An 11,158-nucleotide genomic window follows, 5' to 3' on the forward strand; every position below is an offset into this window, starting at 1 on the left:
AACCATGAGCCTGCGGGCACGCATCAACTCCCCCGAGGAGCACGGCAGCCGGGGCGAGGACGGCCACCTGGTCTCCTCGTACCGGGCCAAGCTCCTGGAGGAGATCGACCTCGCGGAGATGAGCGCGCTGGCCGCCGCCGAGCGCCGGGCCCGCCTCGAACGCGTCCTCGGCCACATCATCAGCCGCGAGGGCCCGGTCCTGTCGACCGTCGAGCGCTCCCAGCTGATCCGCCGCGTCGTCGACGAGGCCCTCGGCCTCGGCATCCTGGAACCGCTCCTCGAGGACGCGTCGATCACGGAGATCATGGTGAACGGCCCCGACGCGATCTTCGTCGAACGCGGCGGCCGCGTGGAGCAGTTGCCGCTCCGCTTCGTCTCGGCCGACCAGCTGATGCAGACCATCGAACGCATCGTCTCCACGGTCAACCGCCGCGTCGACGAGTCGAACCCGATGGTCGACGCCCGCCTCCCCTCCGGCGAACGCGTCAACGTCATCATCCCGCCGCTCTCCCTGACCGGACCCACCCTCACCATCCGCCGCTTCCCGCGCTCCTTCACCCTCCAGGAGCTGATCGGCTTCGGCTCGCTCGACGAACACATGGTGTTCCTGCTGGCGGGCCTGGTGCAGGCGAAGTTCAACATCATCGTCTCCGGCGCCACCGGCACCGGGAAGACCACCCTGCTCAACGCCCTGTCCGGCCTGATCCCGGCCCACGAACGCATCATCACCATCGAGGACTCCGCCGAACTCCAGCTCCAGCAGAGCCACGTGGTCCGCCTGGAGTCCCGCCCGGCGAACGTCGAGGGCAAGGGCGAGGTCACCATCCGCGACCTGGTCCGCAACTCGCTGCGGATGCGCCCCGACCGGATCGTGGTCGGTGAGGTCCGCGGCGGTGAGGCCTTGGACATGCTCCAGGCCATGTCCACCGGCCACGACGGCTCGCTGGCCACCGTCCACGCCAACAGCGCGGAGGACGCGCTGACCCGGCTCCAGACCCTGGCCTCCATGTCGGACGTCGAGGTCCCCTTCGTCGCCCTGCACGACCAGATCAACAGCGCGGTCGAGGTCCTCGTCCAGCTCACCCGGTTCGCGGACGGCGCCCGCCGGATCACCGAGATCGCGATGCTGGACAGCCACGGCAGCGAGCCGTACCGGCTGGCGACGGTCGCCCGCTTCGACGCCCAGCCGATGACCCACGACGGCCATGTCCACGGCGCCTTCCAGTACTTCCCGCTGCCGCGCCGCACCGCCGACCGCCTCTACATGGCGAGCCAGCCGATCCCGCAGGCCTTCGGCGTGGCCCAGCACTTCGACCAGCTCACCACCCGAGAAGCCCGGTAGGCGGCCCATGTCCCTCCACGACCTCGTCACCCTCACCACCGGCGTCACCCTGCTGGCCTGTCTCCTGGCCGTGGTGGGCCTGCACGCGTACGCCTCCGGCCGGGCCCAGCGCGCCGCCCTGGTGGACCGTCTCTCCTACACCGGCCAGGCCCCGCCCGGCGGGCGCCGGCGCCGGTTCCGCAACCTGGACCGCCGCCTGCGCGGCACCTCGGTCGGCCGCCGCCTGGAACTCCGGCTGGCGGCCACGGGCCTGGACGTGACGCCCGGCGAGTTCCTCGTCTACATGCTCGCCGCCGTCGTGGCCCTCTGGCTCATCGGCCAGGCCGCGCTCGCCCCCTTCTTCGGCCCCATCGCCGGCCTGCTCGGCGTCTTCGCCGCCGTCCAGTTCCTCAACTGGCAACGGCAGAAACGCATCGAGCGGTTCATCGGCCAACTCCCCGAACTGGCCCGCATCCTGGCCAACGCCACCCACGCCGGCCTCGCCCTGCGCACCGCGATCGGTATGGCGGCGGAGGAGTTGGAGGCCCCGGCCGGCGAGGAACTGGCCAAGGTGGCCGACCAGTTGGCGATCGGCCACGCCATGGACGACGCGCTCGGCGAACTGGCCGACCGGCTCCCGTCCCGCGAACTGGTCGTCCTCGTCACCACGCTCGTCCTCGCCAACCGGGCCGGCGGCCAGGTCGTCTCCGCGCTGCGCAACCTCACCGAGACCCTGGAGGAGCGCAAGGAGACCCGCCGGGAGATCCGCACCCAGCTCTCCCAGGTGACGATGACGTCGTACGCCGTTCCGGTCCTCGGCGTCGGCGCCCTGTTCCTGATGAACGGGGTCAAGGACGGCACCCTGGCACGCATGACGGGCACCGGCCTCGGCCAGGCGGCCGTGGTCATCGCCTTCGGGCTGTACGTCATCGGGTTCGTCCTCATCCGGCGCCTGAGCCGCATCGACGTATAGGGAAGAGGTGGTATGTCACATGGCACTCCTCCTGGCACTCCTCATGGCCCTCGCCGTCTACGGCGTCTTCGCGGGCGTCCGCATGTACCGCGCTGACGCGAAGCTCCCCTCCGACCTGGCGATCGCGCTGGAGGTGGGCGCCACCCGCACCGGCGCCGCCAACTCCCTCATCGACCGCATGGGCATGCGGTACGCGCCCGCCGTGCTGCGCCTGATGGGCCCGCGCCAGGTGGCCAGGTACCGCCGCAGGATCGACCTGGCCGGCAACCCCGGCGGCCTGACCATCGACCGCTACGCGGCCCGCCGCGCCGTCTACGGGGCCCTGGGTGGCACCGGCTTCCTGGTCTTCCTCCTGCGTGGCCAGTGGCTGGTCGCCGTCCTGCTCCTGCTCTTCGGCGCGTTCTGGACGGAGGTCGGCATCTGGTCGGCGATCCGCCTGCGCAAGGACGTAATCGAACGCACCCTCCCGGACTTCCTCGACGTCCTCGCGGTGGTGGTCGGCGCCGGCCTCGGCTTCCGCCAGGCCCTCGACCGGGTGGCCACGCACTACGAGGGCCCCTGGGCCGACGAACTCCGCATCACCCTCCGCCAGATGGACCTCGGCATGAGCCGCCGCCAGGCCTTCGCGGAACTCCGCCGCCGCAACGACTCCGAACAGGTGGCGATGTTCGTGACGGCACTCCAGCAGGGCGAGGAACTGGGCGCCCCGATCGTCGACACCCTGGTCGCGCTGGCCAAGGACATGCGCCGCACCGACGCCCAGAACGCCCGCCGCAAGGCGGCCCGGGCGGTACCGAGGGCCACGCTGATGATCACGACCTTCATGGTCCCGGCGACGATGCTGCTGCTGGCCGCGGGCCTGCTGCTCGGCTCCGGGGTCGACTTCGGGTCGGTCACGGGGAAGTAGGCGGAGGTGACGACCGTGGCGACCAGCGAGGACGGCGAGGACGGCGAGGGCGGCGAGATGACCGCGCCCCGCGCCGTCGGAGTGGACGGCACCGCCGGAGCCGACGGCGCGTCGGGAGCCGACGGCGCCGGCACCGTGCGCGTGGCCGGCGCCACCGCTGCGGACGGCCTCAAGGTCGAGGTCCGCGCCCTCCAGGCGATGTGCCGGCAGGTCTTCGGCCTCCGCCTGGCGATGATCGCCGTGGCGACCCCCGCCGCCCTCCTCAACGCCAGCCCCGGCCTGGGCGCCCGCCTGGTCGGCTCGGCCGTGGTCGTCACGTTCATGGTGTCGTACGTCCTCTTCCGGGACTGGCAGCGCTTCGGCCCCCTCCTCCTGCGCCACCCCACCCTCCTGGCGGTCGACACCCTCTTCGGCTCCTTCCTCCTCTTCTCGGCGGGCCCCGACACCACCCTCGCGTACGTCAGCGTCTGCACCCCGCTGCTCGCCGGCCTCCTCTACAGCTGGCGCGGCGCCGCGGTCTTCGCGTCCCTCCAGTCGCTGATCCTCCTCGTGGTGCAGGAAACGCTGAGGCACCACCCCGTACTGGCCGAGTCCCTCCTCCTCCCCGGCCTCTGTGTCATCACCGGCGCGATGGGCTCGGCCCTGCGCAACCTGATGCTCCGCTTCGGCACCGCCACCGAGGCCCTGACCGAGACCCGGGCCCGCCTGGCCGCCACCGAGGCGGCGAACGCCGAACGCGCGCGGCTGGCCCGCGAGATGCACGACTCGGTGACCAAGACGCTGTACGGCGTGGCGCTGGTCGCCGACGGCCTCGCGGCGTCCGCGTCCGTGCCCCCGGACCGCCTGGACCCGGCCCTGATCAGACAGCAGGCGGAACTGCTGGCACGGGCGGCGCGCCGCGCCGCGGCGGAGTCCCGCGAACTCCTGACGGACCTGCGCGGCGGCCCGGAGGGCGACGTACTGTCCCAACTGAAATCCCTGACGACCGGCTTCACCGCCCGCACGGCCCTCCCCGCGCAGTACGACGGCCCCACCGCCCCCGTTCCGCTCCCGCCCCCCACCGCCCGTCAGCTGCTGGGCATCGCGGCGGAGGCCCTGGAGAACGCGCACCGCCACGCACACGCGACGAGAGTCGACGTACGGGCGGCCACCACCCCCACCCACCTGGTGGTGACGATCCACGACGACGGCCGGGGCCTGCCTGCGGACACGTCCCTCGAAGACCTGCGCCGCACCGGCCACTTCGGCCTGCTCGGCATGACGGAACGGGCGGCGGCGGTGGGCGCCCGCATCCAACTGACCACCGGCAAGGGCACGGAGGTGCGTGTGGAGGTGCCACTGCCATGACCGACCCGACCGACCCGACCGACCCGACCGACGGGACCGACGGGACCGACGGGACCGACGGGACCAGGACACTGCGCGTCCTGGTGGCCGACGACAACCCGGTGATCCGCGCGGGCCTGACGGCCGTACTCGCCACGGCCGACGACCTCACAGTGGTGGCGGAGGCCGAGGACGGCCGCGCGGCCTACGAGGCGGCCCTGAGCCACCGCCCCGACGTCGTCCTCCTGGACGTCCGCATGCCCGGCGTGGACGGCCTCGCGGCCCTGCCCCACCTGGTCCGCGTGGCCCCGGTCATGATGCTGACCTACAGCGACGGGACGGAGCTCGTGCAGGAGGCGGTCCGGCTGGGCGCCGGGGGCTACCTGGTGCACGGCGAGTTCACGACACAGCAGCTGATCCAGGCGGTACGGGACGTGGGCCGGGGCCGCCCGCACTTCACGCCGACGGCGACGAACGCGTTGCTGGCGCACATCAGGGGCAACGCACCTGCACACACGAAATCCGAACGGCCGCCACCTCCAGCGGAATTTGCCGCCCAAACCCTTTCGCAACTGCAACCCTCTATGGGACAGTCCTACCAGTCCCGGTTCCAACTCAGCGGCAGGGAGGCGGAGATCATGGACCTCATCGCGTCCGGCATGACCAACCAGCAGATCGCCGCCGCCTGCTTCATCAGCGAGAAGACGGTCAAGAACCACATCAACCGCATTTTCGCCAAACTCCACACCACCACTCGCGCCCAGGCGACGGCCAAGTGGCTGGGGGTGGCCTGAGATGAACCGGCTGAACTGGGTCCGGATTTGGGTCCCGGGACCCTCCGCCGAAGGGTATGTTCCGCCCTACGCTGCCAGGATCGGAACCGAACCCGGAGGGGAGCACCATGAGCAACCTGATGCTGAGGATGCTTGTCGCAATGCAGCGCCGTGCCGACGACCGGGGCCAGACCGCGGTCGAGTACCTGGGGATCATCGCGGTGGTGGTGGCGATCGTGCTGGCGGTCACGGGTACCAGCATCGGCCAGACGATCCTCACCAAGATCACTGCGGAGATCAACAAGATCACGTGATGCGTGTCCGTCGTTACGGCGACTCGGGGCAGGCCTTCCCTATCTACATCACGGTAGTGGGAGGCCTGCTCTTTCTCGCGCTCGCGTACCTCGCGGTCGGCCAGGCCGCGGTGAACCGGAACGGTGCCCAGACGGCCGCCGACGCGGCGGCGCTCGCCGCGGCCATGAACACGCGTGACGAGCTTGCGGACCAGTGGGTGCAGGACGTACTCGACCCGACCAAGTGGCAGGACATCTTCGACGGCAAGGTGGACGTCGCCGACTCCTGCTGGCGTGCCGCCCAACTGGCGTCGCAGAACGACGCGACGGCTCAGTGCACGTCCGAGCCGCCGCTGAGGTACAAGGTCGACGCCGAGACGAACAAGACCGTGGGCGACTCCGTCGTTCCTGGCACCGAGAACATCAGGTCGACGGCGCACGCCACCGCCGTGATCGAACCGCTCTGCACGTTCACGCTGTCCGGTGCGGGCGGCGTACTGCCCGAACTCACCTGCAAGGACCGGAACTGGACTCTGGACCCGGCCGACCTCACGCATCTTCCGGGCCCCGAGGACCTCTTCGACGTCCATCTGGCCGACTGACAAGCGAATCGACGAGTGATGAAGGAAGCGGTGCGATGAGCATTCGGTTCACTGCGATGGCTCGCAGGGGGACGGTCGCGTTGCTGGTCGCGGCCGGTCTGGCCGTGGCGACCGGCTGTGGTGGTGGGGGTGGCGACAAGGCGGACAAGCCCCAGGCGTCGGCCTCCGCCTCGAAGAGCGGCGGATCGAACCCGAGTGCCCAGGAAGGCCAGTCCGAGACGCCGTTGGCCGAACTCAAGGGAACGGACGGTCTGCTCCTTCAGGTCACCTCCGCTCAGCGGGACTCGGGTGGCTTCGTCACCGTCAACGGGGACATCAAGAACGACGGTGCCAACTCGGTCGTCATCCCCGCTCAGGTCAGCGGTGACGAAACGGAGATCACCAGGCACGGCTTCTCCCTCGGCGGCGCCACCTTGGTGGACTCCAAGGGCAAGAAGCGTTACTACGTCCTCCGTGACACGGACGGCCGACCGCTCACCAGCACCGGCATCACCAATGTGGACGCCGGCCAGACCATCCCCGTCTTCATGCAGTTCCCCGCCCCACCGGCCGACACCACCGAAGTGACCCTGCAACTCCCCACCTTCTCCAGCGGCACCATCAAGATCTCCGGGTGAGGCCGAAGTGACCACTCCACGCCTCCCCCTGACCCTGGGCGCCGCGACGCTCCTCCTCGCCGCGCACCTCCACGGCGCGACGGCCGCCCGTGCCGACGGCGGCGACCCGAGCGTCCCCCCGGGCACCGAGGCCTCCGCCAGCGCCCCCGTGAAGATCGACCCCACCGACCCCGACCTGAAACTCCCCGAGGGCGCCACCCTCGCCGAGCCCAAGGTCCTGGACATCAAGTCGGTCGTGGAGGACCAGAGCGGTGACGAACGGCGTGAGGACACCAACGCGGACGTGACGTTCGCCCTGCAGGCCGAGGTGCTGTTCAGCAAGGACAGCGCGAAGCTCGGCGCGGCGGCGAAGGCGCGGATCGGGGCGATCGCCGACGAGATCAGGAAGCAGAACCCCACCCAGGTCCGCGTCTTCGGCTTCACCGACAACCTGGGCACCTCGGCCCACGGAGACGTCCTCTCCCGCCAGCGCGCCAACGCCGTACAGGCCGTCCTCGACCAGGACCTGAACGACCCGAACATCACCTTCGACGTCCGCGGCTACGGCGAGCAGTACCCGATCGCGGACAACTCGACGGAGGAGGGCCGAAAGAAGAACCGCCGAGTGGAGGTGACGTTCCCGCGGACGGAGAGCTGAGCGCCGCTGGATACGGCGGGGCGTATACGTGATGCGGACCCGGGCGGCGAAGGAGCAGGGCGGCAAGCCTCAGGCCACCTCGACCGTGACCCGGGCCCCGGCCCGCACCCCCCACGCGGCCATCGCCCCCGCCTCCGCCTCCAGCACATGCCGCGCCCGCAGCCGGGGCCGGCCGAGGCGACCGGGCGGCATCGTCCGCACGGCGATGACGTTCAGCCGCCGGTCCAGGTAGGCGACGTCGATCGCCATCCGCATCCGGAAGGTGTGGATCCCGCTGGCGGGGGAGAGCAGGATCGCGCCGTCAAGCTCGTCACGCCCCAGCAGCCCTTTGGTGCGGGCGCGATAGGACGTGGCGACCTCCAGCGGGAGGGAGGCCACCCGGCCCCCGTCCCCGTGCACGACCAGCGTCCCTCGGCCGTCTCGCCAGCGCCCCACACCCCACCCCTTCCACGGTTTCAGCACAGGTGCTCGCACCGACCGTACCCACAAACCGGGCGGCCGGTCCCACCCCTGCGGACCGGACAGTGTCACCCCAGCCCGTGGAGATCGTTGGACGGGGCAAGAGACCTCTAGCCCCACCTGGAGTCCCCTGGTGAACCGCCCTGCCCGGCTCCCTGCCGCACTGCTGCCGGCCGACCGCAGCTTCTCTTCGGCGGGGGATGCACATGGCTGACCGTCTGAAGATTGACGGCACCGAACTGGACAGCTTCTTCCAGACCTTGAAGAAGGCGCAGCAGTCCTTCACGGCGTTGCAGAAGGTGTTGCACGACCCGGGGGTGAGCGGCCTCGGTACTGCAGACCTGGACAGGGCGTGCGACCGGTTCCAGGAGGACTGGCACCACGGGGCGAAGGAGATCGCTGGGCAGATCGGGGAGCTCACGGACATCACGCAGCGGGCGAAGGACGACTTCCACGAGGTGGACGTGGCCCTGGAGAAGGCGCTGGAGAAGGCGCGGAGCAGAGGCGGGGGCAAGTGACCGCCGCGAGCCCTTACCCCCACCTCGGCTTCGATCCGGCGCCCGGCAGCACAGACCTGGTGCGGGACATCCACCGCAAGCTGTCCGGCTGCGCCAGGGAGATGGAGAAGGCGCACTCCAAGGTCACGAAGCTGATGAACGGCAGCTACTGGGAGGGAGACGCGGCCGTCGCCTTCCGCGCGCAACTGGAGGGCGGCCCGCTGCCGCTCAACCTCAGGAACGGCGCCCACTCCGTCGCGAAGGCGGCCAGGCAACTGGATCTCTGGGGGACGGAGCTGGAGGAGTTCCAGCGGCGCGCGAAGAAGCTCGACGGTGAGGCCAAGGACGCCCGCGAGGCGTTGCAGCGGGCCCGGGGCCACGCGGACGAGGACCACTCGGCCCCGGACCACGCGAACAACAAGGTCACGGCGGCGCAGGGGGACCTGGACGACGTACTGAAGCGTGCCCGCTCCCTCGCCGGTGAGCACGAGGAGACCGCGCGCCGGCGGGCCCGGCACATCGGCGACGCCACGCGCAGGCTGGCGCCGCACGAGCCGAACGCGTGGGACAGGTTCACCGACTGGCTGGGGGACAACCTCCCCGACATCCTCAGCGCGTGCGCCGCCGTGCTGGGCGTGATCGCGCTGCTTGGCCTCACGGCCGTCGCGCCCTGGATGCTGTTCCTGGCGGCGGGCCTGCTGAGCGGAATGGCCTTCGGCCTCCGGATCAGCGACCCCGAGGTCCTGTCATCACTGGAGGACGGCCTCACCAAGGGCGAACTCGACGTCGACTTCTGGGGCAACCTGCTGGGCGTCGCGGGGGACTTCCTGGGGATGTTGCCGGGGTTGGGGGCGGTGGCCAAAGGGGCCATGAGGGCCCCCGAACTGCTGGCAGCCATAGCAGTACCCGTCGGCGAGACCGAGGGAGTGCTGACCCTGGGGCAGAAGATCGCGAAGGCTGGAGTGAGGGCGGGAGCCTCGATCAGGACAGTGGGCGTCTCCATCCGGACAGAGGCCGCGGCGGCCGAGGGGGCTGTGAGCCTGCTGTCTCATCCCCGCGTGTTCGGTGGGCGGTTGGCGCCGGTCGTCGAAAAGGTCGACAGGCCGGCGACGATCCTGGGGGCCGGCACGGCCGTGTACGGCGTGGCGAGCAGCCTCGCCGATGCTCTGGACAACGGCAGGGCCAAGACGGTCACCAACCTCCTCGACGGACCGAGAACCCTGGGTGTCGACGTTCCGGCGACAGCGGGTGCGCTCCACTTCTTGCTGCGTGGTGCGGGAGAAGTGTCATGAGTACGGCGGCCTACACGATCGACGACTCGGCCCGGAGCGAGGACGCCGATATCTGGTTCGCGTTGCCCCCGGGATTCGTGCCCTTTCCGCTCGACGAATTGGCGGCGTCACCGTGTGACGCGGCACCGGCGGGCGGCCCGCTGACCCGTCTCGGACCGGTGCTCCGACTGGCCCAACTGCTTCTCGAAGCCGGCGCGGTGCACTGTTGCCTCGGGCTGCACGCGGACGACGAGGGAGACGGTGGACCATTGCTGTCTCTCTTCACGCTCGCCCGGCGGGATACCGACTGGGCTCCGCGCAGTGTGCTCGCGGGCCGGGCGGCCGCCGGTGCGGTGGGAGCCGAGCACATCGAAACGCTGGACCTGCCGTGCGGTCCGGCCTCGCTGGTTCAGACACGTCTGAAGGATCCGCCGGAGCTTGAGCTCGGTGCTCCGAGCGGACTCCTCCAGGTCACGGCATACGTTCCGAGCCTTGACGGCCGGCGCATCGCGATCCTCTCACTGGCCACAACGGCGATCGAGCACGCCGGGCTTTACCGCGATCTGCTCAGGGACATCGCGGCCACGGTCAGTTTCGAAGACCCGCTTCGTGACATGTCCGACGACGTAGATGACAAGGACTGACATGGCTCCCACACACCACCCCACGGCCTGGGACGATCCGGCGACCCGCCGCGCCTGGGCCAAGCTGGCCACCTGCGCGTTCCTGGGCCAGATTCTGTGGCCCGCCGCGTGGCTGGGGCTGCTGGCCTGGTATGTCGTCATGTCGGTGTCCTGGACGCTGTGGCTCTTCTTCGTTCCCCTGCTTTACTCGTTCTACCGGGCCTTTCTCCAGCCGTCGTACATCTCCTGGGCCTTCCATACGCGCCGACTGCTGCGCGCTTATCCCTGGGAGGTGTTCGAGGAACCGGAAAACGGGATCGGAAAGGTTCCAGGAGCCACCGCCGGCGACGTTTGGTTGAGCTTCCCGAACCCGGAACGCCCGGACGAGAAACTGCCCATGATCCTGAAGGCGCACGTTCGGTCCATGTGGTGGAGACGACGTCTCGGGCGTGGCTACAGCACCGAGAAGACCAGGCAGATCAGGGAGGTGTGGTTCGCCGGCGACCCCCGCTTCGCCGCTGTCATCGCGGCTCCCGGCCCCCGTCGCTTCCATGTGGTCCGGCAGCGCCCGACGGACAAGCGGGGCGTCGCCGACCCCCGTGGCGCAGGTCCGGCTGCTCTCGAACGCGCCCGCCGGGCCGGAGTGCGACTGCCGGACCCGACCTCGGCGACCGGGTGAACGACCGACCCGGTGTCCGAAGGAGTTGCCGCGGCCCCGGTCCCGGGTAATACCTCCCCCATGACATCACTCGGCGCAGTCTTCCGCCCCCAGCTACCCCCCGAGCGGCTGCGGGACGTGGTCCGGGTTGCTGAGGGGGTGGGGCTTGAGGAGTTGTGGTTGTGGGAGGACTGTTTTCGG

The 11,158-nt window shown here is 70.3% G+C and carries 14 protein-coding genes and 1 pseudogene; 14 read left to right on the plus strand and 1 reads right to left on the minus strand.

Going from position 1 to position 11,158, the window contains the following annotated elements; translation table 11 throughout:
* Positions 1-4: 4 nt before the first annotated feature.
* The 9 genes from JF597_RS20445 (at position 5) to JF597_RS20485 (ending at position 7,449) form a co-directional block, all read left to right on the plus strand.
* Positions 5-1,342 (plus strand): CpaF family protein, encoded by a 1,338-nt coding sequence (locus JF597_RS20445; RefSeq protein WP_293996664.1) that lies wholly within the window; start codon positions 5-7, stop codon positions 1,340-1,342.
* Between the two features lie 7 nt (positions 1,343-1,349).
* On the plus strand, positions 1,350-2,294 hold the full coding sequence (locus JF597_RS20450) for a type II secretion system F family protein (RefSeq protein ID WP_293996666.1): 945 nt from the start codon (positions 1,350-1,352) through the stop codon (positions 2,292-2,294).
* Between the two features lie 19 nt (positions 2,295-2,313).
* Positions 2,314-3,201, plus strand: coding sequence for a DUF5936 domain-containing protein (locus tag JF597_RS20455; protein WP_293996668.1), 888 nt, complete (start codon positions 2,314-2,316; stop codon positions 3,199-3,201).
* 198 nt (positions 3,202-3,399) lie between these two features.
* Positions 3,400-4,548, plus strand: a complete 1,149-nt coding sequence (locus JF597_RS20460) for a histidine kinase (RefSeq protein WP_293996699.1) — start codon at positions 3,400-3,402, stop codon at positions 4,546-4,548.
* Positions 4,545-5,321 (plus strand): response regulator transcription factor, encoded by a 777-nt coding sequence (locus JF597_RS20465; protein ID WP_293996670.1) that lies wholly within the window; start codon positions 4,545-4,547, stop codon positions 5,319-5,321. The genes JF597_RS20460 and JF597_RS20465 overlap by 4 nt, the downstream gene beginning before the upstream one ends.
* A gap of 107 nt (positions 5,322-5,428) precedes the next feature.
* On the plus strand, positions 5,429-5,614 hold the full coding sequence (locus JF597_RS20470) for a hypothetical protein (RefSeq protein ID WP_093499360.1): 186 nt from the start codon (positions 5,429-5,431) through the stop codon (positions 5,612-5,614).
* Complete coding sequence (locus JF597_RS20475) at positions 5,614-6,195, plus strand: pilus assembly protein TadG-related protein (RefSeq protein WP_293996674.1); 582 nt, start codon at positions 5,614-5,616, stop codon at positions 6,193-6,195. Before JF597_RS20470 ends, JF597_RS20475 begins: the two co-directional genes overlap by 1 nt.
* A gap of 35 nt (positions 6,196-6,230) precedes the next feature.
* A complete protein-coding gene (locus tag JF597_RS20480) occupies positions 6,231-6,812 on the plus strand; it encodes a hypothetical protein (RefSeq protein WP_293996676.1) in 582 nt (193 codons plus the stop codon).
* Between the two features lie 7 nt (positions 6,813-6,819).
* A complete protein-coding gene (locus tag JF597_RS20485; protein WP_293996678.1) occupies positions 6,820-7,449 on the plus strand; it encodes an OmpA family protein in 630 nt (209 codons plus the stop codon).
* A 69-nt stretch (positions 7,450-7,518) separates the two neighbouring features.
* Here the strand turns inward: JF597_RS20485 and JF597_RS20490 are convergent, their stop codons facing one another.
* The gene (locus tag JF597_RS20490; RefSeq protein ID WP_293996680.1) at positions 7,519-7,884 is read right to left on the minus strand and encodes a DUF192 domain-containing protein; all 366 of its coding nucleotides are present in this window, start codon (positions 7,882-7,884) and stop codon (positions 7,519-7,521) included.
* Between the two features lie 230 nt (positions 7,885-8,114).
* Between JF597_RS20490 and JF597_RS20495 the strand changes: the two genes are divergently transcribed.
* The 5 genes and pseudogenes from JF597_RS20495 to JF597_RS20515 form a co-directional block, all read left to right on the plus strand.
* Positions 8,115-8,426, plus strand: coding sequence for a hypothetical protein (locus JF597_RS20495; protein ID WP_293996682.1), 312 nt, complete (start codon positions 8,115-8,117; stop codon positions 8,424-8,426).
* Positions 8,423-9,697, plus strand: a complete 1,275-nt coding sequence (locus tag JF597_RS20500; RefSeq protein ID WP_293996684.1) for a hypothetical protein — start codon at positions 8,423-8,425, stop codon at positions 9,695-9,697. Before JF597_RS20495 ends, JF597_RS20500 begins: the two co-directional genes overlap by 4 nt.
* Entirely contained in the window at positions 9,694-10,320 is a 627-nt protein-coding gene (locus JF597_RS20505; RefSeq protein ID WP_293996685.1) for a hypothetical protein, read from the plus strand. Before JF597_RS20500 ends, JF597_RS20505 begins: the two co-directional genes overlap by 4 nt.
* A gap of 1 nt (position 10,321) precedes the next feature.
* A complete protein-coding gene (locus JF597_RS20510; RefSeq protein WP_293996687.1) occupies positions 10,322-10,978 on the plus strand; it encodes a hypothetical protein in 657 nt (218 codons plus the stop codon).
* A gap of 60 nt (positions 10,979-11,038) precedes the next feature.
* Positions 11,039-11,158 (plus strand): annotated as a pseudogene (locus JF597_RS20515) (LLM class flavin-dependent oxidoreductase); the annotation flags it as partial.

Source organism: Streptomyces sp. (assembly GCF_019510245.1).
Lineage (GTDB): Bacteria > Actinomycetota > Actinomycetes > Streptomycetales > Streptomycetaceae > Streptomyces.

Bases quoted from the DNA above. Each gene is read 5' to 3' on its own strand.
- JF597_RS20460 (WP_293996699.1), top strand. From the start codon at position 3,400: ATGTGCCGGCAGGTCTTCGGCCTCCGCCTGGCGATGATCGCCGTGGCG.
- JF597_RS20480 (WP_293996676.1), top strand. From the start codon at position 6,231: ATGAGCATTCGGTTCACTGCGATGGCTCGCAGGGGGACGGTCGCGTTG.
- JF597_RS20475 (WP_293996674.1), top strand. From the start codon at position 5,614: ATGCGTGTCCGTCGTTACGGCGACTCGGGGCAGGCCTTCCCTATCTAC.
- JF597_RS20465 (WP_293996670.1), top strand. From the start codon at position 4,545: ATGACCGACCCGACCGACCCGACCGACCCGACCGACGGGACCGACGGG.
- JF597_RS20455 (WP_293996668.1), top strand. From the start codon at position 2,314: ATGGCACTCCTCCTGGCACTCCTCATGGCCCTCGCCGTCTACGGCGTC.
- JF597_RS20470 (WP_093499360.1), top strand. From the start codon at position 5,429: ATGAGCAACCTGATGCTGAGGATGCTTGTCGCAATGCAGCGCCGTGCC.
- JF597_RS20445 (WP_293996664.1), top strand. From the start codon at position 5: ATGAGCCTGCGGGCACGCATCAACTCCCCCGAGGAGCACGGCAGCCGG.
- JF597_RS20510 (WP_293996687.1), top strand. From the start codon at position 10,322: ATGGCTCCCACACACCACCCCACGGCCTGGGACGATCCGGCGACCCGC.
- JF597_RS20495 (WP_293996682.1), top strand. From the start codon at position 8,115: ATGGCTGACCGTCTGAAGATTGACGGCACCGAACTGGACAGCTTCTTC.
- JF597_RS20505 (WP_293996685.1), top strand. From the start codon at position 9,694: ATGAGTACGGCGGCCTACACGATCGACGACTCGGCCCGGAGCGAGGAC.
- JF597_RS20450 (WP_293996666.1), top strand. From the start codon at position 1,350: ATGTCCCTCCACGACCTCGTCACCCTCACCACCGGCGTCACCCTGCTG.